The organism is Natrinema sp. DC36 (genome assembly GCF_020405225.1).
Classification (GTDB): Archaea; Halobacteriota; Halobacteria; order Halobacteriales; family Natrialbaceae; genus Natrinema.
The window spans coordinates 2593899-2616496 of sequence record NZ_CP084472.1 but is presented as its reverse complement, the minus strand read 5'-3'; the positions used below and the strand labels follow the sequence as shown (position 1 = coordinate 2616496).

The 22598-nt window shown below is 67.4% G+C and carries 22 protein-coding genes and 1 pseudogene; 7 read left to right on the top strand and 16 right to left on the bottom strand.

The features are described from left to right. Positions 1-45 precede the first annotated feature (45 nt). On the bottom strand, positions 46-846 hold the full coding sequence (locus tag LDH74_RS13635; protein WP_226039259.1) for a glucose 1-dehydrogenase: 801 nt from the start codon (positions 844-846) through the stop codon (positions 46-48). 146 nt (positions 847-992) lie between these two features. On the opposite strand from LDH74_RS13635, the gene LDH74_RS13630 reads away from it, so the two are divergent. Continuing rightward, the gene (locus LDH74_RS13630; protein ID WP_226039258.1) at positions 993-1823 is read left to right on the top strand and encodes a YihY/virulence factor BrkB family protein; all 831 of its coding nucleotides are present in this window, start codon (positions 993-995) and stop codon (positions 1821-1823) included. 124 nt (positions 1824-1947) lie between these two features. After that, a complete protein-coding gene (locus LDH74_RS13625) occupies positions 1948-2271 on the top strand; it encodes a multidrug efflux SMR transporter (RefSeq protein ID WP_226039257.1) in 324 nt (107 codons plus the stop codon). A 76-nt stretch (positions 2272-2347) separates the two neighbouring features. On the opposite strand, the gene mutS is transcribed toward LDH74_RS13625, so the two are convergent. Together mutS and LDH74_RS13615 are read right to left on the bottom strand one after the other, a co-directional pair. Continuing rightward, positions 2348-5104 carry a DNA mismatch repair protein MutS gene (gene mutS / locus LDH74_RS13620; RefSeq protein WP_226039256.1) on the bottom strand — a complete coding sequence of 919 codons (2757 nt, stop codon included), beginning with the start codon at positions 5102-5104 and terminating at the stop codon, positions 2348-2350. 562 nt (positions 5105-5666) lie between these two features. After that, on the bottom strand, positions 5667-5990 hold the full coding sequence (locus tag LDH74_RS13615; protein ID WP_226039255.1) for a tRNA-binding protein: 324 nt from the start codon (positions 5988-5990) through the stop codon (positions 5667-5669). 105 nt (positions 5991-6095) lie between these two features. Between LDH74_RS13615 and LDH74_RS13610 the strand changes: the two genes are divergently transcribed. Next, positions 6096-6866 carry a universal stress protein gene (locus LDH74_RS13610; protein WP_226039254.1) on the top strand — a complete coding sequence of 257 codons (771 nt, stop codon included), beginning with the start codon at positions 6096-6098 and terminating at the stop codon, positions 6864-6866. 15 nt (positions 6867-6881) lie between these two features. Here the strand turns inward: LDH74_RS13610 and LDH74_RS13605 are convergent, their stop codons facing one another. From LDH74_RS13605 to LDH74_RS13580, 6 genes are all read right to left on the bottom strand, one after another. Further along, on the bottom strand, positions 6882-7598 hold the full coding sequence (locus LDH74_RS13605; protein ID WP_226039253.1) for a universal stress protein: 717 nt from the start codon (positions 7596-7598) through the stop codon (positions 6882-6884). Next, positions 7595-9016, bottom strand: coding sequence for an APC family permease (locus tag LDH74_RS13600; protein ID WP_226039252.1), 1422 nt, complete (start codon positions 9014-9016; stop codon positions 7595-7597). The genes LDH74_RS13605 and LDH74_RS13600 overlap by 4 nt, the downstream gene beginning before the upstream one ends. 106 nt (positions 9017-9122) lie before the next feature. Next, positions 9123-10112 (bottom strand): TIGR03560 family F420-dependent LLM class oxidoreductase, encoded by a 990-nt coding sequence (locus LDH74_RS13595; RefSeq protein WP_226039251.1) that lies wholly within the window; start codon positions 10110-10112, stop codon positions 9123-9125. Then, positions 10109-11470, bottom strand: a complete 1362-nt coding sequence (thiD, locus tag LDH74_RS13590) for a bifunctional hydroxymethylpyrimidine kinase/phosphomethylpyrimidine kinase (RefSeq protein WP_226039250.1) — start codon at positions 11468-11470, stop codon at positions 10109-10111. The genes LDH74_RS13595 and thiD overlap by 4 nt, the downstream gene beginning before the upstream one ends. Before the next feature lie 80 nt (positions 11471-11550). Then, a complete protein-coding gene (locus LDH74_RS13585; protein WP_226039249.1) occupies positions 11551-11748 on the bottom strand; it encodes a hypothetical protein in 198 nt (65 codons plus the stop codon). A gap of 147 nt (positions 11749-11895) precedes the next feature. Beyond that, positions 11896-12924 carry an AIR synthase family protein gene (locus tag LDH74_RS13580; protein WP_226039248.1) on the bottom strand — a complete coding sequence of 343 codons (1029 nt, stop codon included), beginning with the start codon at positions 12922-12924 and terminating at the stop codon, positions 11896-11898. Between the two features lie 242 nt (positions 12925-13166). Here LDH74_RS13580 and LDH74_RS13575 point away from each other — a divergent pair, with 242 nt between their 5' ends. The 3 genes from LDH74_RS13575 to LDH74_RS13565 all read left to right on the top strand — a co-directional run bounded on the left by LDH74_RS13575 (position 13167) and on the right by LDH74_RS13565 (position 16183). Next, entirely contained in the window at positions 13167-14270 is a 1104-nt protein-coding gene (locus tag LDH74_RS13575; protein WP_226039247.1) for a putative sulfate/molybdate transporter, read from the top strand. A gap of 170 nt (positions 14271-14440) precedes the next feature. Continuing rightward, the gene (locus LDH74_RS13570) at positions 14441-14920 is read left to right on the top strand and encodes a hypothetical protein (protein ID WP_226039246.1); all 480 of its coding nucleotides are present in this window, start codon (positions 14441-14443) and stop codon (positions 14918-14920) included. A 108-nt stretch (positions 14921-15028) separates the two neighbouring features. Further along, on the top strand, positions 15029-16183 hold the full coding sequence (locus LDH74_RS13565; RefSeq protein ID WP_226039245.1) for a guanosine monophosphate reductase: 1155 nt from the start codon (positions 15029-15031) through the stop codon (positions 16181-16183). Positions 16184-16207: 24 nt separating this feature from the next. On the opposite strand, the pseudogene LDH74_RS13560 reads toward LDH74_RS13565, so the two are convergent. From LDH74_RS13560 to LDH74_RS13550, 3 genes and pseudogenes are all read right to left on the bottom strand, one after another. Beyond that, positions 16208-16750: pseudogene (locus LDH74_RS13560) on the bottom strand (universal stress protein); the annotation flags it as partial. 51 nt (positions 16751-16801) lie between these two features. Beyond that, positions 16802-17353 (bottom strand): XTP/dITP diphosphatase, encoded by a 552-nt coding sequence (locus tag LDH74_RS13555; RefSeq protein WP_226039244.1) that lies wholly within the window; start codon positions 17351-17353, stop codon positions 16802-16804. A 73-nt stretch (positions 17354-17426) separates the two neighbouring features. After that, positions 17427-18077: a helix-turn-helix domain-containing protein gene (locus LDH74_RS13550; protein WP_226039243.1), complete on the bottom strand. Its 651-nt coding sequence runs from the start codon at positions 18075-18077 to the stop codon at positions 17427-17429. Between the two features lie 83 nt (positions 18078-18160). Here LDH74_RS13550 and LDH74_RS13545 point away from each other — a divergent pair, with 83 nt between their 5' ends. Further along, positions 18161-19828 carry an NADH-quinone oxidoreductase subunit D gene (locus tag LDH74_RS13545; protein WP_226039242.1) on the top strand — a complete coding sequence of 556 codons (1668 nt, stop codon included), beginning with the start codon at positions 18161-18163 and terminating at the stop codon, positions 19826-19828. Positions 19829-19868: 40 nt separating this feature from the next. Here the strand turns inward: LDH74_RS13545 and LDH74_RS13540 are convergent, their stop codons facing one another. The 4 genes from LDH74_RS13540 to LDH74_RS13525 all read right to left on the bottom strand — a co-directional run bounded on the left by LDH74_RS13540 (position 19869) and on the right by LDH74_RS13525 (position 22576). Beyond that, positions 19869-20153 carry a DUF5808 domain-containing protein gene (locus LDH74_RS13540; RefSeq protein WP_226039241.1) on the bottom strand — a complete coding sequence of 95 codons (285 nt, stop codon included), beginning with the start codon at positions 20151-20153 and terminating at the stop codon, positions 19869-19871. A gap of 143 nt (positions 20154-20296) precedes the next feature. After that, positions 20297-22039, bottom strand: coding sequence for a bifunctional N(6)-L-threonylcarbamoyladenine synthase/serine/threonine protein kinase (locus LDH74_RS13535; RefSeq protein WP_226039240.1), 1743 nt, complete (start codon positions 22037-22039; stop codon positions 20297-20299). Positions 22040-22111: 72 nt separating this feature from the next. Next, the gene (locus tag LDH74_RS13530; protein ID WP_098725639.1) at positions 22112-22246 is read right to left on the bottom strand and encodes a 30S ribosomal protein S27ae; all 135 of its coding nucleotides are present in this window, start codon (positions 22244-22246) and stop codon (positions 22112-22114) included. Next, the gene (locus LDH74_RS13525) at positions 22247-22576 is read right to left on the bottom strand and encodes a 30S ribosomal protein S24e (protein WP_098725640.1); all 330 of its coding nucleotides are present in this window, start codon (positions 22574-22576) and stop codon (positions 22247-22249) included. Positions 22577-22598: the final 22 nt, after the last annotated feature.

Sequence of the window (22598 nt, the reverse complement as noted above, 5' to 3'; positions counted from 1 at the left end):
GTGTGACACCGCCGTGACTCGAGCGGGTCGGCAGGGTTCGAGTCCTCAGTCCTCGAGGCCCAGGTCCTGCGCCGTCGAATTCCCCGCTCGCGGAACGCCCTTCACCGTCACGGTCTCGCCGTTCATGAAGGAAGCGGCGGGACTGGCGAGGAACTGCGCGACGTCGGCGATGTCCTCCCCGTAGCCGATGCGGCGGTCGGTCTCCTCGCGGGGCGGCATGTCATCGCTGTCGATGCCGAGCGTCTCGGCGACGCCGGGGGTCTGGATCAGGCCGGGCGCGATACAGTTGACGCGGATGCCGTCCTCGGCCCATTCGACGGCGAGCGTCTCGGTCAGCCGGATGATCGCCGCCTTCGACGCGCCGTAGTGGCTCTCGCCGGGCGCGGCGTGCTGGCCGTTGACGCTGGACATGTTGATGATGACGCCGCCGTCGCCCTCGCGCATGACTTCGCCTGCGAGCTGCGTACAGTGGACCGTGCTGTTGAGGTTGAGGTCGACGATGGTCTGCCAGCCGTTGGCCGAGATGTCCTCGAACGCCGCGACGAACTCTCCGCCGGCGTTGTTGACGAGGATATCGACGTCGCCGAACTCGTCGACCGTCTCGTCGACGAGGTTCTGGACCTGATCGCGCTCGCGAACGTTACACTCGACGGCCAGCGCCTCGCCCGCGTCGTCAGTATCGTTGATTCCATCTGCGACCGGGCCGACGCGGTCCATCGACCGCGAGCAGATCGAGACGTTCGCGCCGCCGGCCGCGAGCGTCTCCGCGATCGACTGTCCGATTCCCTGGCTCGCGCCGGTGACGATGGCGGTTTTCCCTGCTACGTCGAAGTCTGCTTCGTGCATCGTGGTAACGACTGTCCTATCGGCTCAAAACGGTTCCGATGGCGCTCGAGGAGCGGCGGTTCCGCAACCGATCGACACCCGTCGGGTCGCCGGCGGATGGCGAGTGCCAGCGCCGCGCTTTTTGTGACCCCAGTCCTCCGTCCGTTATGGACCTGCGACGGATCCGCTCCGTCGCTCGAGACGTGGTCGTCGTGGTTCGCGAACAAAACGTGGCGTTCATGGCGGGCAGTATCGCCCACGCGGCGTTCCTCTCCCTGCTCCCGCTCTTGCTCCTCCTGTTGATCGTCGTGGGTGCGGTCGGCAACGAGTATCTGACCGACCAGGTCGTGAGGATGGCCCGCGATCACCTCAGTCCCGCCGGACGGGGGTTAGTCTACGAGGCGCTGACCCACGCCTCGGAGCGTGCCGGCGCGTCCCTTATCGGGGTCGCATCGCTGCTGTGGGGCATGGTGCGCATCTTTCGCGGACTTGATATCGCGTTCGACGAACTGTACGGGAGGACGGAGAGTTCGCTCCGCGAGCAACTCGTCGACGGCCTCGTCGTCGCCGTCGCCATCACGATCGCCACGGTCGGTACCAGTCTCGCGACGGCCACGCTGGCGGCGGTCGACCACCCCGTCGTGATAGGACTGACCCCGATCGTGTTATTCGGGGGACTCGTCGTCTCGTTCTTCCCCGTCTACTACGTCTTCCCGGATCTGGACGTCTCGGCGCGTGAGGCCCTTCCCGGGACCGTCATCGCCGCCGCAGGCTGGGTCGTCCTCGAGATCATCTTCGGGATCTATGCGGACCTCGTCGACACCGTCGGAACCTACGACACGTTCGGCGCGGTCATCCTCCTGCTCGTCTGGCTCTACGGCACCGCGTTCGTCCTGCTGGTCGGCGCATCGGTGAACGTCGTGATCGGGGAGTACCACCCGGACGAGAGCGCCAGTCCCAGCGACGGACGGGACGCGGCCGGTTCCGTCCGCGGGTAACCGACGACGAGAGCGGTGATAGCTCCGCTGCACTTCGCACGTCTTTCGATCGGAGACCGGATCTGCGACGACCCGATGGATAACGGAATCTATAGCCATCCTGCGCCGAGACTTCGTAGCGAAAATGTCGTGGTATCTCTTGCTCGTCGCGGGCCTGTTCGAAATCTGCTGGGCGATCGGTCTCCAGTACTCCGACGGACTCTCGAAACCGGTGCCAGCGTTCGGCACCGTCGTCGCCCTCGGTATCAGTATGGTACTACTGGCTCGGGCCGTCGAAGACCTCCCCGTTGGCACGGCCTACGCGGTCTGGACCGGTATCGGGGCCGTCGGAACGGCCTCGCTCGGAATCGTCCTGTTCGACGAACCGGCCACCCTCGCCCGGATCGCGTTCATCGGCGTCATCGTCGTCGGGATCGTCGGCCTTCACCTCGTCTCCGGCGGTCACTGACCCGATAAGAGAGATTCGGCGGTCATTCCAGAAGCGACTCGAGCGAGAAACTACCGGAACGAACCGACTCTCCCGCTCACTCCTCGAGTCGCTCCTGTAACTCCTGGACTTTCGAGACGAGTTCGATCGGCGGCGTCGTGTTCACGTCGATCGACTCGAGGTCCTCGAGAACGGCTTCGGTGTCGGGATCGATCGGTTGGCTGTCGGAGTCGCCCGCCAACGATTCGGTGTCGGAGTCGTCATCCGACGATCCGGTGTCGGAATCGGGATCCATCGGACCGCCGTCGGTCGATGCCGCCCGTGCCTGCGCCCGGTCCTGCTCACCCTGCGTCTGCATCGTTCCGCTCCCCAGATCGAAGACCGCCTGGACGGGGTCGCTCGAGCCGCCGCCTTTCGCCTCGATGGCCTTCTCCTCGCGCAGTCGCTCGAGGACGTCCCTCGAGCGGTCGACGACGGGACCGGGAACACCGGCGAGGTCGGCGACGTGGATGCCGTACGAGCGATCGGTGGGACCGTCTCTCACGGTGCGAAGGAAGGTTACCTCGCCGTCACGTTCGTCCGCCGCGACGTGGACGTTGGCGACGCGGGGGAGGTTCTCGGCGAGCCCGGTCAGTTCGTGGTAGTGGGTCGCAAAGAGGGTCTTCGCCTGTACCTCGTTGTGGAGGTACTCCGTCGCGGCCCACGCGATCGAGATGCCGTCGTAGGTCGCGGTGCCCCGTCCGACCTCGTCTAAAATGACCAGCGACTCCTCGGTCGCCGTGTGGAGGATGTTCGAGAGCTCGCTCATTTCGACCATGAACGTCGAGCGTCCCTGTGCGAGTTCGTCCAGCGCGCCGACCCGGGTGAAGATGCCGTCGACCAGCCCGATCTCGGCCTCCTTCGCCGGAACGAAGCTGCCGATCTGAGCCAGCAGGACGATACAGGCGACCTGGCGCATGTACGTCGACTTCCCCGACATGTTGGGCCCGGTCACCACGAGGAACCCCCGCTCCTCGTCCAGGTGTACATCATTGGGAACGAACTCCGTCGTCTGCTCGACGACCGGGTGTCGGCCCTGCTCGACCTCGAGGCGGTCACCCTGATGCAACTCCGGCTGAATCCAGCGATTCTCGGCCGCGTGGGTCGCCAGACTCGCGAGCGCGTCGACCGTCGCCAGCGCCCGCCCGACGTCCTGCAGCAGTTCGGCCCGCGCGGCCACCTGCTCGCGGAGTTCCTCGAAGAGTTCGTACTCGAGGTCGCCGCGTCGCTCCTCGAGCCGAAGGATCTCGCGTTCCTTCTCCTCGAGTTCGTCGGTCGTAAAGCGCTTCGAGTTCTTCAGCGTCTTGATCTCCTCGTAGTGATCCGGGACGCCGTCGGCGGCGGACTTGCCCACCTGAATGTAGTACCCGTCGGTCTTGTTCCGGTCGACGGTCACGTGGCTCAGGTCGTACTGCCCCTTCTCGCGGTCGGCGAGCGTCTCGAGCCACTCCTTGATCTCCTCGTGGCGATCGATCACCTCGTCGAGCTCGTCGTCGTACCCATATTGGAGGAGTTCCCCCTGCGTCACCGTCGACGGCGGCTCGTCGGCGATGGCTTCCTCGAGCGTCTCCCGAAGTTCCCGCGCAGCGTCCCGGTCCGGCCGATCGACGATCCCCGAGAGGGGAGAGTCGGCGAGGTCCGGGTTCGATGCGATGCCGTCGGCCAGCGCCGGGAGAACCGCCAGCGTCTCCTGAACCGCGAGCAGGTCCCGCGCGTCCGCACTGCCGTGAGTGGCCTTCGAGGCGAGCCGCGCCAGATCGTAGGCCTCGCCGAGCGTCTCCTGAACCTCGTCGCGGGCCAGCGCCGCCGTCGAGAGCGCAGCCACGCTCTCCTGGCGTCGCTCGAGGCTCTCGAGCGAGCGCCGGGGTCGCTGGAGCCACTCCTTCAACAGGCGACCGCCGGCGCTGGTCTGAGTGTGATCGATCGTCGCGAACAGCGACCCGTCTCGCTCGCCCTGCATCGTTTCGGTGAGCTCGAGGTTGCGCTGGGTGGTCGCGTCCAGCGTGACGTGGTCGTCGCCGTGGTGGGCCTGAATGCGGGTCATCGAGGCGAGCACGCCCGCGCCGGTCTCCTCGACGTAGGAGAGGATCGCGCCGGCCGCCGCGACGGTCGGATCCGCGACCGACAGCCGGTCGACGGTTTCGGTGCCGAACTGTTCGCGAACCGTGTGGCTCGCCCGCTTCGGCGCGAACGCCTCGGTTTCGTGGAGGGTCAGCGTCGCGTCGGTCCGGTCGCGGACGGTGTTCAACAGGTCGTCGTCGGCTCGCGCGTCGGGTCCCGGCAGCACCTCGACCGGATCGAAGCGGTACAGTTCCGTTAGCGCGTCGTCGACGTCGGCGGCGTCCGCGACGAGGAATCGGCCGGTCGTCACGTCGGCGAAGGCGAGGCCGTAGCCCGAATCGGTCGTCGAACTGCCGCTCGAGTCGCCGGCGCTCTCGCTGTCGTCGACGACCGCCGCGAGATACTGGGCGTCGGCGTCGCTGGTCTCGAGCAGGGTGCCGGGGGTCACGACGCGGACGATTTCCCGCGCGTGGCCGGAGTCGGTCTCGTACTGATCGGCGACGGCGACGCGGTAGCCGCGTTCGACGAGGGCCTTGAGGTAGGGCGTCAGATCGTCGATCGGCACGCCGGCCATGGGGTACGACGAGCCGTGGGAGGACTTCTGGGAGATTTTGAGGTCGAGCTCATCGCTGACGATCTCGGCGTCCTCGCCGAAGAACTCGTAGAAATCGCCACACTGCATCGTCAGTATTTCGGCGTCGGTCTCCTCTTTCAACGAGAAGAACTCTCCGACGATCCCCGTCGCCTCGGTCATATCCGGAGACTGTCCTTCCATCGCAAAAACCCTGCGGGATCCGCGGTGAAAGTGGTCGGGCGCGATCGATCACACCGCTCCGTAGCGAGTCTGGTCGTCTCGATGATCGCGAGTCCGACGTACCGCCTGCAGTCACCTCGAGAACGAGCGCCTACCCAAAATATGTTGGATGTTCGTTTCGGAAGCGTCGGCCGGAGGCCGACGCCGAATCCATCCGGTGTGGTGGACGTGGTAGGTGGGTGATCGGAATCGCCGGGTGGATTCTGCCACGGTGGAGCGATATCCGACCAGTGGCGAGGGGGCGGTGATGTCTCGGGAAGTTCGGACGGTTCGGCTGGCAACGACTGAACCCGCTCCGCCTCGCCACACAGGCTCTTCGGGGCTGTTGTGTATACTTATTGAGCAGTTAAAGCGATACCGGCGGGTACAACGAGTGCGTCAGTCCGGGCCACTCGCCCGCGTGCAGCGACGATCGATCCGCGGACGGCACCCGGGACGCTCGAGGGTCCGGCCTACACGCTCGGCCGGTCCGACGACGGTTACCGTTCGGCGATGAGACGGGTCAGTACAACGTCCCGCCCAGGGGAACGTCGTCGTCCGGCGACACCAACACGGGATACCCCTCCTCGCTGGGGACGCCGACGGTCAGCGCCTCGGATTTGAAGCCCGCGATCCGTACCGAGCCGAGGTTCGTGGCACAGAGTACTCGTCGACCGACGAGGTCCGCGGCGTCGTAGTGGTGGTCCAGTTGGCCGGCGGACTGGATCTCCCTTTCGCCGAGGTCGATCCAGAGCTTGGTCATTTTCGGCTTCTCGGCTTCGGGGAACGGTTCGGCCTCGATCACCTCGCCGACTACGATATCGACGTCGAATGGACTCTCGACCATGTGTCGTGATATTGCTGCACCAAAACGTAGCTATTGGTTCGCGAACCGACGCGTCCGGCGGGGATATATCACGCATCCCGTGGGAGGACTGACTGAACCCCAGCAATGCCAGATCCTCGCGATCATCGCGTGCTGATTCCAGTTGATGTCCTCGAGGGACAGACCGTTCCGGCGACGGTCATCGACGCGTTCGCCTCGATTCCGGTCGTTCTGCTCGGCTATCGCGAAATACCCGACCAGACGGGACCGGATCAGGCGCGCGACCAGTACGGTGACCGCATGCGAGCCGAACTCGCGGAGCTCGGGACGGTGTTCGAGGACGCCGGCTGTGACGTCACGACGCGGTCGGCGTTCACCCACGATCGACTGAAAACGTTCGAACGCGTCGCCGTCGACGAGTCGTGTGACGCCGTGTTGGTTCTCAACCCGGCACCGGTCCTCGAGACGATACTCGTCGCGATTCGAAGCGACGTCAACGTCGAACACATCGCCCGACTGCTCGAGACGATTCTCGCGGGAACGGACCTCGAACTGACGCTCTTTCACGTCGTCACGGACGAATCGCGGCGAGACGAGGGCGTGGAACTGCTCGAGACGGCGCGGTCGGAACTGCTGGCTGCGGGGATCGACGAAGACCGGATCGATAGCACGGTCGTCGTCGGGGACTCGCCGACGGCGGCCATCCTCGAGGCCGCAGCCGATCACGACCTCCTCGTCGCGGGTGAGAGCCGGCCGTCGGTCCGTCGCTTCGTCTTTCGGGACCGTGCCGAACGGCTCGCTCGGCGGACGGTCGATCCGGTCCTCGTCATTCGGGGGGAGTACCTCGAGTCGGACGACGTCGACGAGGAAATAGTAGACGGCGAGGGCGACGAGTAGCGAACGGCCGGACGGTCAGTCACGACGTTCGGCCGCATCGTCGCGTTCTTCGACACCCCGAACGACGAGTACCGGCCCGACCGATCCGGAAGCGACGCGTTCGGCTTCTTCGCCGAAGATGAACGACCGGAGCGACGGTGCCCGTTCGCCCATGACGATAGCATCGTAGTTGACCGCGGCATCGATGAGCGCCTCGGACGGCGGCTCGTCGACCGCGAGTTCGGTCTCGACGTCGATGCCGCGTTCGGAGAGGGTTTTGCCGGCCGCCTCGAGCGATTCCCGGCCGCTCGCTTCGTCGTCAGTCGCGAGAAAGAGCGTGACGCCGATTTCGCGATCGTCGACCAGTTCGGCGACGAACGAGCAGATCCGGTCGACCGCGACGTCACCCGTCAGCGTCACGAGGAGGCGATCGACCGGCCCGGTCACGCCCGTGATGGCGTAGGCGTCCGCCGCCGTCTCCGCGGCGACCCGATCGACCGTTTGCTCCCGATCGTGGGTGAACACGAGACGACGGTCGGCGCTCCCGCCGGCCGCCTCAAACTCGGCCACGAGGTCGTCGAGAGCGGCTGTCGCACGGTCCTCGTACTGGAGTCGCGCCTGGTCAGGCGGCGTCTGCTCGGGCAGGACGTGATACCCCAGCACGGTCACGTCCATCGGTCCGAGCAGCGTCGGCAGTCCGGCAGAGACCGATTCGCCCTCGAGTATCGCCAGCGGGACGAGGACTCGCATCACTGGAGCACCCCCTTCAGGGTCACGTCGCGGGCGTAGTAGGCGTACCACCCTGCGGTTGCGATCATGATCGCGAGGCCGATGAGCTGTGATGTGCGTTGCATGAAGCCGATCAGGGCGAAACTGGCGAGCGCGCCGAGTATCGGGACGACGGGGTAGCCGGGGACCCGAAAGTCAGGGTCGTACCACTCCGGTTCGTTTCGGCGCAACGCGAGCAACGCCACGCAGATCAGTCCGTACATGACGAGGTGCAGAAACGAGGCGACCTCCGCGAGCAGTTCCACACGGCCGGTCGCGACCAGCACGAGGATCGGCCCGCCGGCCATTCCCAGCGCGACGTGTGGCGTGCCGTACCGCAGGTTGATGCGGCTCGCCCGTCGCGGTAACAGCGCATCCTTCGAGACGGCGTAGATGGCTCGAGAGGTGCTGAGAACCGACGCGTTGGCGCTCGACATCGTCGCGAGCAGTCCGCCGAAGACGATCGCGAACGCGCCAGCCGCGCCCAGATAGTGGCGGCCGACTTCCACCATCGCCGTCTCGCCGAACCCCGCGAGTTGCTCGCTCCCGAACGCGCTCGTCGCGACGAAGATCGTCGCCACGTAGAGTACGCCGACGACGAGGACGGAGCCGACCATCGCCAGCGGCAGGTTCCGACCGGGATTCTTCATCTCCCCGGCGACGGTCGCCACCTGCGCGAAGCCGAGATACGAGGTGAATACGAGCGCCGCCGTCGTCAGTACGGGGACCGTTCCGAACGGTGCGAACCGTTCGGGTGCGGTCGGCTCGCCGATGAGTCCCACCGCGTCGAGCCCGCCGTACCCGAGGAAAAATACCAGAATCGACAGCAACAGCGCGACGATACCGTTCTGCAGCTTCGCCGCGTTTTCCGTCCCCGTGACGTTCAATACGGTAAAGCCCGCGCCGAACAACAGCGCCAGCGGGATAACGAGCCCATCGCCGACCGCAACACCGACTTCGGCGAGCGTATCGACGGCGTAGTAGCCGAAGCCGACGAGGTAAAACGCCGTCGCGAACACCAGTCCGAACCACAGCGAGAGTCCGACGACGGTCCCGGCGAGCGTGCCCAGCGCACGGGAAATATAGTAGTAGCCGCCCCCGCTTTTCGGCATCGCCGTCGCGAGTTCGGAGGCCGGCAGTGCGACCAGCAACGCGACGAGTGCGCCGATGGCGAACGACGCCGCTGCCGCGGGACCGGCCTCTCCGGCCGCTAGCCCCGGAAAGACGAAAATCCCGGCACCGATCATCGTCCCGATCCCGATGGCGAGGCCACCGGAGAGCCCGAGCGTCCGCTCGAGTTCGGCGTCGTCCGTGATCGTCGCCTCGTCGGTCTCGATCGTCGCCTCGAGCTGTGGCGACTCGCCCTCGACGTTGGTTCCACCGGTCGGCGACGTGTCACCCATAGCGAGAGAGAGTCTCGCCGGCCGTATATTTCTGCTGCTGAACGAGGGTCCAGATCGACGTTTCGGTCCTCCAGCCGCCGACGCCCGGCGGCAGCCGGTTCCGCGATCAATCGACGAGTCCGTCGGCCAGCAACCGCAGGCTCTCGTCGTCCTCGCCGGCCGCGTCCGGAATCGCGAGCATGACTTCCTCGATCCCGACGTCGGCGTACGCTGCAAGCCGCTCGCGGACTTCCGCCGGCGTCCCCGTCGGAGCCGTCTCGAGGTACGCCGACAGAAAGAACTCGCGGGGCTCGCTCGGCTCGTCGGGGAGCATCTCGTCGGCGAACGCCTCGCGCTTTTCCGTCGCTGTCTCGGTCGTCTCGCCGACGAAGACGAATAGCTCGGCGGATTTCCGGATCTCCTCGTACCGATCCTCGCTCTCGCAGTGCTCGCGCAACACGTCGAGCTTTTCGGCGAAGCCCTCGGGCTCGAGGGTGCCGTAGTTCCAGCCGTCGGCCAGCTCGGCGGTGTAACGCAGCGTAAACGCCTCGCCCCCGCCGCCGATCCAGATCGGCGGGTGGGGGTCCTGAACGGGCTGGGGTTCGCAGAACGCGTCCTCGAGGTCGATCTCGTGGTGCTTGCCCTCGTGGCTGTACGTCTCGTTCGTCCAGAGTCCCTGCAGGATCTCGACTGTCTCGGCGAGCCGGCGGAGCCGTTCCGCCGGCGGCTCCCGAAACTCGTAGCCGAAGTGGTCGTACTCGGCTTCGTACCAGCCGCCGCCCAGACCCAACTCGAGTCGCCCCTCGCTCACCCGATCGACCGTCGCCGCCATCTTCGCGAGCAGGGCCGGATGGCGGTAGGACTGGCTGGTCACGAGCGTCCCGAGTCGCACCTCATCGGTCGCCTCGGCGACCGCGCTCAGCGTCGTCCAGCACTCGTGGGTCGATCGGCGCGGGTCGCCGATCCACGACTGGAAGTGGTCTTCGAGCCAGACCGCGTCGTAGCCCAGCGATTCGGCCTCGAGCGCGGTGTCCCGAACCGTGCCGATATCGGTGCCGTACTGGGGGAGGATGACCCCGACATCGAGGTCGTCCGCGTCGAAATCGGTCGCGCTCATTCCGTCACCTCCCGATCGAGCGCTAGCGTCCGATCGGCGAGCGTCTCGGGATCGGCGGCGACGAGTTTGACGAGCGCCTCTTTCCCGACATCGCCGCGGTCGATGACCGCGATCGGTGGCTCGTCGCGATCCGCGAAGGCCTGCCGAGCCCCCCACCCCATCGTGTTCCCCTCGGCCTCCTTGACGGCCGTCGGCTCTTCACCGCGGTCGTACTCCGCGACGGGCCACTCGAGGGACTCGAGCCCGTCCTCTACGTCCGCGTCGAACCGGCAGTTGACCGCGAATCGCAGGTCGGGGACGAACTCCCGCGCCGAGAGGAGGAAGCGGGCGACGTGGCTCGAGGCCCCGAACCGAACGCCGCGATTGGGCTGGACGCCCGAGAGCGTTCGCGTGATACGGCCCTCGATAGCCGCGGTTTCGGCGACGGATTCGGCGTAGGGGGTCGCGCCGACGACGTTCATCCCGACTTCGGGAACCAGCGCAGAGACGTCGGCGTCGACGAATCGGTCGACGATCGCCTGGACCTCCTCGGCGGTCGGTTCCCGCGCGGCCTCGTTGCGCAGCGGAACCATGTGGTTGACCGCGCCGTGGCCCTCACCGACATCGTAGTAGTATCGGACGGCACGCGCGAGGAAGTCGGTCGCGCCCGCTACTGCGCGCTCGAGGGCCTCTCCGTTTGCGAGGCGGGCCGCGATCGCGGCGGCGAGCGTACAGCCCGAGCCGTGAGTCGCCTCCGTGCCGACGCGCGGGTGTTCGAACGCTCGAGCGCCGTCCGCCGTGACGAGCACGTCCCGCACGCGCTCGCCGGGGACGTGGCCGCCCTTGATGAGGGCGGCGTCGACGCCGGTCTCGAGGATCGCGTCACCGGCCTCGCGAGCCGTTTCCTCGTCGACCACGGCGATATCCGTCAGCACCTCGGCCTCGTCGGCGTTGGGCGTCGCCAGCGTCGCCTCGCCGAGCAACTCCTCGTAGGCGCGTTCGGCCTCGGGCTCGAGCAGGCGGTCGCCGGCGGTTGCGACCATCACGGGATCGACCACGAGCGGGAAATCGAACTCGCTCGCGCGCTCGGCGACGGTTCGGACGATTTCCGCGGTCGCGAGCATCCCGGTCTTCGCCGCGCCGACGGCGAAGTCGTCGGTGACGGCCGCGAGCTGGGCCTCGATCTCCCCGATCGGGAGAACGTGGGAGGAGTCGACGCCGCGGGTGTTCTGGGCGGTGACGGCGGTGATCGCCGACGTGCCAAAGACGCCGTGGGCGGCCATCGTCGCGAGGTCTGCCTGAATCCCCGCGCCGCCGCCGGAGTCGCTGCCCGCGATCGTCAGCGCGACCGGCCGGCTCTCGGGTGCTGGTGTTCGCATACGGAATCGTATTCCCGGGTTATACTAAGCGATGATGGTCAGCGAAGCTGAGAATCGTCCTCGAGCTGGAGCGGCGGGAGTTAGTCGGTCGCGTGTACGAAGAACCCCTGTTCGTGTTCGATCACTCCAGCGTCGTGAAGCGCAGAAATCGCCTGACTGACATCGTTCTCGCTGCAATCGTGTTCGTCCGAAATCGTCTGCCTGAGCGATTTGTGGGTGTGTGGCTCCCGCTCGAGTTCGTCGATGATCGCCGCCTTCAGGCGTTCGAAATCACGCATCGGTCTCGGTATCGTTAGTCCCCCGACACGGGTAGCTCTTGCCCGACCGTCGTCTCTCACTGACGATCCGGCGGTCACTAACGATCCGGCGGTCGCCGACGCTCCCGCCGGTCGAGCGCGAACCGCCGACCTGGGCTTCGAATCGCGCTACTCGGTCGCCTCCTCGGCGAGCGCGGCGTACGCGTCCCACGACGGATCGACGGTGGGATGCTCGAGCCGATCTCCGTCCACGACGACCTCTCCGCCCTCGCCCGCCACGGCTTCGACGCGGCCGATTTCGGTGATAAAAGTGTCCCGAGACTCGAGCGCCCCACGTACGTCGTCGACGCCACCGGGGTCGACCGCGAGCAGGAGCGAGCCGCAACTGGTCGCGGCCCAGGGGTCGATCGCGAGGGCATCGCACACTTCGCGGACGCCGGGGCGCATCGGGACTGCTGCGCGGTCGACCGCGAACCGGACGCCCGCGCCGTCCGCCATCTCGTTGAGCGCACCGGCGAGGCCGCCTTCGGTCACGTCGTGCATCGCCCGCACCGGTCCCGCGGCGGCCGCGGTGAGAGCGTCGCGGACGGCGAAGACCTCCTCGAGTCGGTCCTGTGCGTCCGCGATCACGTCGTTCGGGAGGGTTAGCTGATCGCCGAAGAGCGTGCTCAAGAGACCGACCGACTCGACGGCGGGGCCGTTCGTCAGGAGGAGTCGATCACCGGGGCGGGCTCCGTCGGGGCGGACGATTTCGTCGTGATCACCGACGCCCATCGCGGTCGCAGCGCCGACCCACGGGTGCGAGACATCCGCGTATCGCGCCGTGTGACCCGTCACGACCGAGACGCCGAGATCGACGCACTCCGCGTGGATCGTCTCCCAGACCGTCGCGAACTCGTCGTCGGTCATCCCCTCCGGGAGCGTGAAACAGACCGAGAGGTGGGACGGGGCCACGCCGCTGACGGCCACGTCCGCGAGCACGAGGTCGAGTGCGAACCGTGCCGCCCGCTCGAGGCCTAGCGCGGGGAGGATCGAGAGCGGATCGGTGGCGGTGACCAGCGCCCGACCGCCGATATCGAGAACGCCGAAGTCGACGCCGTGGGTCGGGCCGACGGCGACGTCGTCGCGGTCGGCACCGAGATTCGGTGCGACGTGCCGATCGAAGAACGCGCGGTCGATTTTTCCGAGGTCGCTCACGGCCGGCAGGTCCCACCGAGCGGTCTTAGCGGTGATGATCCGCGTCGACCGCGCCCCGGCACGACGGCTCGTCGAGAGTCGGTCTTTCCGACCGTGACTCGAGGGGCGACCCCGATCGAACGCGCTTCGTCGCCGATTTCGAACGGCAGTACCGTAACCACAGTCACTATCGATCGCGGCGTCACGAAACCGGTATAGATTACAGACAAGAGTGAATACCGTCCCCGAATTATCGGTGATAGATGGCGTACTCGATCCGGTCACGGGCCGACATCGACCTCGAGTTCTCCGCGAACGAACTGACGGGTGCGCTAGGTGATTCAGTTACGGTCTTGCCGCTGCTCGTGGCGCTGGGGGCGACGACGAGCGTCTCACTGCCCCACGTGCTGATCGGCTTCGGCGTCTTCCAGATCTTCTGGGGCGTCTACTACGGGATGCCCCTCTCCGTCGAGCCGATGAAGGCGCTGGTCGGTCTGGCCATCGTCGGCGCGCTCACGCACGCCGAACTCGCAGCCGCCGGGTTGCTCGCCGGCGGCGTCCTGCTCGCGGTCGGACAACTCGGCTTCGTCGGGCGGCTCCAGCGGGTCGTCGGGGAACCGGTCATCCGCGGCGTCCAGTTCGCCGTGGCCCTCCTCCTGCTCGAGGCGGCCGTCGACCTCTCGATCGGGAACCTGCCGGTCGCAGCCGGCGGGCTCGCCGTCGTCGGCCTGCTCGCGCTCGTCGGCTATCGGAGAGCGAGCGTGCTGGTCGTCCTCGGCCTCGGCGGGGTCGTCGCCGTCGCGACGGCCGGCGTTCCGACGCCCACGGTTCCGACCCTCGCAGTCTTTCCCGCCGGGTCGCCGTCGTTCAGCGCGGCGGCGCTCGAGGGGACCGTCGCTCAGCTCGGGATGACGGTCGGGAACGCGGCCATCGCGACCGCCCTGCTCTGTGGCGACCTCTACGACCGGGACGTCTCGCCGGACGCGCTCTCGAGCAGTATGGGCGTCACCTGCCTCGCGGCGATCCCGCTGGGCGGCGTGCCGATGTGTCACGGGAGCGGGGGCCTCGCCGGAAAACACGCCTTCGGCGCGCGAACCGGCGGCGCGAACGTCCTGCTCGGGCTCGGCTACCTCGCGCTCGCGCTGGTCGCCGCCGGGGCCGTCCTCGCGGCCTTCCCGATGGCCATCCTGGGCGTCCTACTCGTCGTCGTCGCACTCGAGCTGGCTCGAGCGGCATTCGCGCCCGTCGACGATCTCCGGGCGCTCGCGCTCGTCGCGGGGGTCGGGGTCGTCGGCCTCGTGGGCAACGTCGGTATCGCGTTCGTCCTCGGAACCGTCGCGTTCTGGCTGCTCTCGCGGCAGTCGTGAGCGGTCCGAAGGCCCTAATCGGAGAACGTGAGCCGGACGACCTTTGATTCCGTAGCGCCAACCGCCGCCAATGGCTACGAGCTGGGCAGACCTCTTCGACCGCGGGGCGGAGTACGAGGGTGATCTCGAGGCGATACGAACTGAACTCGAGGCGATCCGGGAGGAGAGCGATGCCTGAGCGGGACGAGCCGAACCCCGCGCGCGTCGTCGCGGACGCCGATGTGCTCGCGGCGGATCTCCTCATCGGCGGCGACGCGCGCGAGGCGCTGGACCACGTCCGCCGCCACTCCTGGGTCGAACTGGTCGCGAGCGATCCGCTGCTCGCACAGACCGAACGGCTCGTGTCGAAACTCGCCGATCCGACCCTCGCCGCCGATCACCGGGAGCGCCTCGAGGCCGAGCGCGTCTCGGTCGACCAGCCCGAGGGAGACCACCCAGCGCTGGCCTCGGCCTATCGGGGCGAGGCGGCGCACCTCCTCTCGTACGACGAGCGCCTTCGATCGGCGAAAGCCGGGCTCACGCTCCAGCCGCGGGTGTCCGTCAGCGTCCGTCCGCCGGACGCGTTCGCCCGCCTCTTCGATCCCGAGAGCCTGTACGTGGCCGTCGAGGGTGGCAAGTACCCGGGACCGGATCGGGATCCCCGAGCGTAGCCGCGGCGGTCCGGCTCGCGAAGCGACTACAGCACCGCGAGCGGGTTCGCACGAACTGATCGAACGCCGAGAGCCTTATCCGACGGGAACCCGCAGTACTGAGGGGCAATGAACGATCTTCGCACCGGATTGAGCTACGGTGACGTGCTCCTCGTCCCGAAGCGCTCGCCAGTCGACAGTCGGAACGACGTGGATCTCTCGACGCCGTTCACGCCGAGCGTCGAACTCGAGACGCCGCTGGTCGCCGCCGCCATGGATACCGTCACGGAGGCCGAACTGGCGATCGAACTCTCGCGGGCCGGCGGAGTGGGCGTCATCCACCGATTTCTCTCGCCGGACGAACAGGCCGCACAGGTCGAGCGGGTGACGGCCGCTGACGAACGGGTGGCCGCCGCCGTCGGAATCAACGAGGACTACGTCGGCCGCAGCGACGGCCTGGTCGCGGCCGGCGTCGACGCGCTCGTGATCGACGTCGCACACGGCCACCTCGAGCGGACGCTCGAGGCCGTCGAGCGGCTCAGAGCGGCGTTCCCGAACACCGATCTCGTCGCCGGCAACGTCGCGACGCCCGCGGGCGTCGAGGACCTCGCGGCCGCCGGTGCCGACTGCGTGAAGGTCGGTATCGGGCCGGGTTCACACTGCACTACCCGGAAGGTCGCCGGTGCGGGCGTCCCGCAACTGACCGCGGTCGACGACTGCGCGACGGCGGCGGCGGACTTGGACGTAACCATCTGTGCGGACGGCGGGGTTCGAACCTCCGGGGACGCGGTGACGGCGTTGATGGCCGGTGCCGACACCGTCATGGCGGGGAGCCTCCTCGCCGGCACCGAGGAAGCGCCGGGCGCGGTGGTCGAGGTCGACGGCACGCGGTACAAGCGCTCGCGGGGAATGGCGACCACCACCGCCGCCGAAAAGCGCGACGACAAGGAGAGCGACGTTCGCGCGGACGAGGGCGTCGAGGCGCTGACGCCGTACAAGGGACCGGTCGCCGACGTCGTCGCGGAGTTCCGCGCCGGCATCCAGTCGGGCCTCTCCTACTGCGGCGGCCACACGATCCCGGCGGCCCGCGAGAAGGCGGAGTTCATCCGCGTCGCTCCCAGCGCGAAAGCCCGCGAGGGGTACCACGCGGATCACGACTGGGAGGGCGTCAGCGTCGACAGCGAGGCGAACGACGGTGACGGCGAGGCGACCGCAGCCGACAACGGGGCGAACGACGGCGACGAATCGCGGTCCGGGGACGCGGACGCAGTGAACGACGATTGAAGGCGGCCCCGACGACGGTTTCACTCACTCGTTTCTCTCGACCGCAGCCGGGGATTCCGACCGGGTCACGACCAGTACCGGGACGTCGACCGTCCGGAGCACGGTCGCGGTGACGCTGCCCAGTAGCTGCCGCCGGAGATTCGATCGGCCGTGCGACCCCATGACGACGATATCGACGTCGTGCTCGGCGACGTATTCGCGAATCCCGGCGGCGACGCCGTCGAACGATGTCGTTCGGACGACGTCGGTTTCGAGCTCGAGGTCGGCGTCTCTCTCCTCGATCTCGTCCGCGAGTTCGTCGACGGCCGCCATCCCCTGCGCCTCGAGCCGTTCGACGAACGATTTCTCGAGGCCGCCGGCGTTGAACGCGCCGCCTGCCGCCTGCAGGTCGACGACGCTCAACACGTGGCCGGTCGCGCCGTACCGTCGGGCCACCGCGGCTCCGTGGGGAGCGGCCGCGGCGGCATTTTCGCTCCCGTCGGTCGGCACGAGAACCCGGTCGTAGTCGAACGCGTCCTCGGCCGATCGATCCCCCGCCGGAACGACCAGGACGGGCACGTCGCTCCGCCCGGCATCGGTTCCCTTCAGTATACTGACGACGAAGGTGATGTTCGACGGTCACTCGTCGCGTCCGGCGTCCCACTCCGCGAACGCCGCCAGCGCGCGACCGCGATGCGAGATCGCGTTCTTCTCCTCGGTGCTCATCTCGGCCATCGTCTGGCCGTTGTACTCGAAGATCGGATCGTAGCCGAACCCGCCCTCGCCGCGGGGGGCGACGAGCGTGCCGGCGACCGACCCCGCGAACGTCTCGGTTCCGTTTCGGTCGACGTAGGCCAGTACGGTCCGGAACTGCGCGCGGCGGTTCTCCTCCTCGCTCGCGAGTCGCCAGAGTCGCTCGACGCCGACGGTGTCCTCGACGTACGCCGAGTACGGTCCCGGAAACCCGCCCAGCGAATCGACGAAGAGTCCCGCGTCGTCCACGAGTACCGGTTCGTCGCTCCCTAGTTCCTCGAAGGCTTCGCGGGCGCCGTGGGCCGCGATCTCCTCGAGCGAGTCGCTCTGGATCTCGGTGTAGTCGTACTCGACCTGTTCGACTGGCTCGACTCCCTCGAGGTACTCTCGCGCCTCGCGGACTTTCCCCTCGTTCCCGGTGACGAATCGAATGGCCATGTGCGAGCGACGTGGCGGCGACGGCAAAGCGTCGTCGGTTGCGCCGCGCGGGACGGTCGGCTCCCCCTCGAGTCTACAGTTCGAGCGCGTTCATCACGGTCGCTTCGGCCTTCCGCAGGTGCTCGGCCGCGGTGCCGGGCGCGCAGTCCAGCGCCGCGGCGACGTTTTCGACGCTCGCGGTGCGGGGGACGTCGAAGTAGCCCAGTTCGCGAGCGACCCGCAGCGCCTCGCGCTGGCGGTCGGTCAGCGCCCCGACCGCGGCGTCGTTGCCGTCGTACTCGCCGACGCGACCGACGGTCGCCTCGATTCCCTCGGGAATCTCCTCAAGGGCGCGCCGGAGGTCCTCGGACTCGCCGACGACGGAAAAGCGGATCGTCCAGTCGGATCGGTACTCGATCGGCGGGAGAACGACGAGGCTTCCCTTTGTGAGACTCTCGAGCAGTCGCTCGTCGACATCTTCCGGAACGTCGCGCACGTAGACGGTGAACGAGCGGTCGCCGGTCCGGTTGAGGTCGTACTCGCCGACCTCCTCGGTCCGCTCCATCGCTGCCGCGTAGGCGTCCGGATCGCCGACGACGTAGAAGATGAAGGTGTTGTCGTCGTCGCCGACGAGGTTGCCGTGGATCATCCGATAGGAATCGAACGCGTCGCTGTCGGCGACGAACCGGTGCATCGGATGGATCGTCTCGGCGTCGTAGCGCAGCGTGAGCCGAACGGTCTTCACGGCCGGAGGGTCCGGGCTGCATATATAAATAGCCTAGCTCGTGACGCAGAACCGACTCGCCTTCCGTCTCCGAATGGCCGAGTATGTCATCGGATTCGACGCTCGAGTCCCGGCCGACCGGGACGGAGGGTTCGGCGGGGGAGATCGACCTCGAGAGCCTGCTCGGCGACGCGGTTCTCGGTCGCGACGATCACGAGAATGCGCCCGCGTTCGTGATCCGGCCGGACGAGGTTCGGGACGTCCTCACGACGCTGCGAGACGAAGCTGGGTTCGACCACTGCTCCTGCGTGACGGCCCAGCAGTACCCCGACCGGTTCGAGACGATCTACCACCTGAAGTGCTACGCTGATCCGACTCGAGAGGTGAGCGTCGTCGTCCCGACGCCGATCGACGACCCGGTCAGCGAGTCCGCCGCGCCGGTCTTCGAGACGGCCGACTGGCACGAGCGCGAGGCCTACGACCTCGTCGGGATCGAGTACGAGGGCCACCCCGACCTGCGGCGGATTTTACTGCCCGAAACGTGGCAAGGCCATCCGCTGGGGCTGGCATACGACCAGGAGCAGCCACAGGTCGTCGCCCTCTCGGAGCACGCGAACCCGATCGCGGGCGACGAGCACGACGCCGCGTCGGAGACGATGTTCCTCAATATCGGTCCGCACCACCCGTCGACCCACGGCGTCATGCACGTGAAAGCGGTGTTGGACGGCGAGACGGTCGTCGACATCGATCCCGATATCGGCTACATCCACCGTTGCGAGGAGCAGATGTGCCAAAACGGCACCTACCGCCACCAGATCATGCCCTACCCCGACCGCTGGGACTGGATGTCGGGGCTGTGCAACGAGTGGGCCTACGCCCGCGCCGCGGAGGATCTTGCGGGCCTCGAGGTCCCGGAGTACGCGCAGATCATTCGGACGATGGGGGCCGAGCTCTCGCGGCTGGCCTCCCACTTCATCTCGCTTGGCACCTACGCGCTGGACGTCTTCGGCGAGTTCACCGCTACCTTCCAGTACGCCATCCGCGACCGCGAACTCGTCCTCGACCGCTTGGAGGACCTGACCGGCCAGCGGATGATGTACAACTACCTCCGGCTTGGTGGGGTCGCTTGGGACCTCCCCGAACCCCGCGCGGAGTTCATCGAGGAAACGCGGGACTTCCTCGACGGGCTCCCTGCCAAGATCGACGAGTACCACGACCTGCTGGTCACCAACGAGATCTTTCAGCGCCGCTGTATCGATACCGGCGTCCTCGAGCGCGAGGTGGCCACGCAGTACGGCTGCACCGGCCCGGTCGCCCGCGCCTCCGGGATCGATTACGATCTCCGCCGGGACGATCCGTACGGCTACTACGACCGCCTCGAGTGGGACGTCATCACGGAACCCGACGGCGACAACTACAGCCGCGTCCTCGTCCGAATGCGCGAGGTCGAGGAGTCGGCGAAGCTCATCGCGCAGTGTCTCGACCTGCTCGCAGACTGGCCCGACGACGAGCGCACGGTCCAGAGCAACGTTCCGCGGACGCTCAAACCGGACGCGGGGGCCGAGACCTACCGCGCTGTCGAGGGGGCGAAGGGCGAACTCGGAATCTACATCCGCGCGGACGGCTCCGACACGCCGGCCCGATTCAAGATCCGCAGCCCGTGTTTCTCGAACCTCTCCGTACTCCCCGAAATCGCCGAGGGGGAGTACATTCCGGATCTCGTCGCCGCGATCGGCAGTCTCGACTGCATCATGGGCGAAGTCGATCGCTGATCGAGGTATCGATGCCGCGAGAAATCGAATCGAGCGCCGTTCAGTCGTCCGTATCGTCGACGATGACTTCGACGGGTTCGTCCGCTCGATCCTCGCTCTCGTCGGACGAACTTTGCTCCTGGTGCCACAGGAGGCCGCCGGCGACGAGGACGACGACCCACGATCGCCAGTTAGCGAGGTTCAGGGTGTAGCCGACGCCGAAGGGTTTCTCCACGAGCATCCCTTCGCCGGGCTGCCAGTACGACGAGAGCATGCGGCCGATGCTCGGTCGTTCAAAGTTGTACGGTACCCCGAGAATCTCACCGGAAGTCGGCTTCTCTGCCATGGCGGGTGATACGTCCTCCCCTATTAAGAGTATTGTGTGCTGCGACGATCGGTGCGAGCGGCCGGCTGTGATCCCGGGTCGTTCCGCGTTCCCGTCGTTACGCGCCGTTCCGTGTCCGCGTCGTCGTTCACGCATCCTCGCTGTTAGGCGTCCGACTGGTACCGACCGCGCCCCTCGACGTCTCGGAGGCGCTCGAGCACGCGTTCCTCGCCGACCTCGCGATACCCGTCCCGGACCGCCTCGCGGAGCGGCTCGGGGTCGTCGGCGGTGCCGACGAGGCTCTGGTCGAAGACGTGGAGATCCATCGCGTAGTCCTCGACGTGATCGGTGTGGTAGCCGAGGCCGAAGTCGATGAGGTAGGTCCGCTCGGGAGCGAGACGGATATTTCGCGTCGTCGGGTCGCCGTGGACGAATCCGGCTCGGTGCAGTCCCGCGAGGTGGCGGCCGACGTCGCGGACCCGCTCGGGGGTCAGCCCCTCCCGGAGGTCCCGGTCGCCGACGTACTCGAGTTCGAGGCGCGCCTCGCGGGAATCGACGTCGGAGAGGACGGGCGTCGGGACGCCCTCGCGGCGGGCCAGGCTGGTCAGTCGGGCCTCGAGGGTCGTCCGCTCGCGGCGGAGCCGTTCGTCGAGTTCGGGGTGGCGGTAGGTCTTGGTCTCGCGGCGTTTCGTCACGCGGCCCGCATCCGGCTCGAGGGTGACGAGCGCTTCGGCACCGCGAACCTGCTCATCGGCCGCCGCACTCACGCTGCGCCCGGCCGCGAGTTCGGGTTCGTCGGATCTCCATGTAACAGAAACCTGATCCGGTCGGAAATCGGGGTCGACGCGCGAGTCCTCGAGCGCGAGCGTGTCGCCCGCTTCGTACATCTTTGCGCCCAGGACCGCGATCATTCCCGCGTTGTCTCGCAGGAAGCGGGGCTCGGGCGCGTGGAACTCGGCACCCCGCTGGGCGCACATCTCCGTGAGCATCTCTCGGAAGCGGGCGTTCTGGCCGACGCCGCCGCCGAGGACGAGTTCGTCGCTGCCGGTCAGCGACAGGGCGCGCTCCGAGACTTCGGTCAGCATGCCGAAGACGTTCTCCTGGAGGGAGTAGCAGACGTCTTCGACCGGCACCCCACCGCCGGACTCGCGACGCTCGTCCGACGAGCCTCCGCTCGCACTGCTCGCGGAGACGCCGTCGTACGCCTGCTTGGCGGCGCTCATGATCCCCGAAAAGGAGAAGTCCATTCCCTTGACGACGTAGGGGAGATCGACGTATTCGCCGTCCTTCGCGGCCGCCTCGACTTTCGGCCCGCCCGGATGGGACCAGCCGACGTGGCGGGTGAACTTGTCGATCGCGTTGCCGACGCCGGTGTCCATCGTCTCGCCGAGGACGCGATAGCGGCCGTTGCGGTAGGCCAGCAGGTGTGCGTTCGCGCCGCTCGCGTTGAGACACACCGGCGAGTCGAAGCCGGAAGTGTGCCGGCCGATCTCGAGGTGGGCCACCATGTGGTTCACGCCGATCAGTGGCACCTCGAGCGCCTGACTCAGCGCTCGAGCGGCCGTCCCGACGACGCGAAGACAGGGGCCGAGGCCGGGGCCGCGGGAGAAGGCGACGGCGTCAACAGGCGCCGCCTGTTGGCCCGACGAGCCGCGCTCGTCGACGTCGACGGATGCCTCCGTCGCGTGCCCGTCGTGGGTCTCGCGAGCGTGCTCGAGGGCCCGTTCGACGACGCGCGGAATCGCGTCGTGCATGTGTTCGGCCGCCTCTCGAGGGTGAATGCCGCCGCTCTCGGGCTGATAGGCGTCGGTCTCGATGAATACGTCGTCGGTCTCGGCGTCGAAGACCGCTGCGCTGGCGGCCCAGGCGGTGCCTTCGATCCCGAGGATACGGACGGTGTCAGTCACGGCTGAAAAGCGGCTGTTACCGGCGTTCGACGTGCCACATCCGTATTCGGCACGTCGCCCATCGGTCGGGGATTATTCCCACTCGGTGTAGCTGCACTTCCCGCAGTGCTTCCGGTCGCCGTGGTTGGCGAGGAAGACGTCACCGCAACGGGGGCACAGTTCGCCCTCGGTGCTCCCGTCGTCGCCGTAGAGGTCGTAGTGCGCCATTTAGGCTTCCTCCGGTTCGGCTTCGGCGTCGGCGTCGGCTTCCGCGTCGTCCGCGCCGATCTTGTTGCGCTCGAGCATGTGGTCTTGCTCGACGTCGCGGGCGTAGTCGGCCGTCTCGTAGACCTTCGCCTGACCGACGGTCTTGCGCATCCCGAACTTGGTGTCGAGTTTGCGGATGACGACCTCGCCGGCGTCTTTGTTCAACTTCGCCGCGAGGCTGTCCCGAACCTGCAGTCGCTCGGGCGTCGCGTCCTCGTGGGAGAGTTCGAAAGTCACGTCAGTTCGATGCAACATGGGGTTCTCCGTTTCGGAGATGATGTCGACGTCCATGATATCACTCAGTTACCCTACT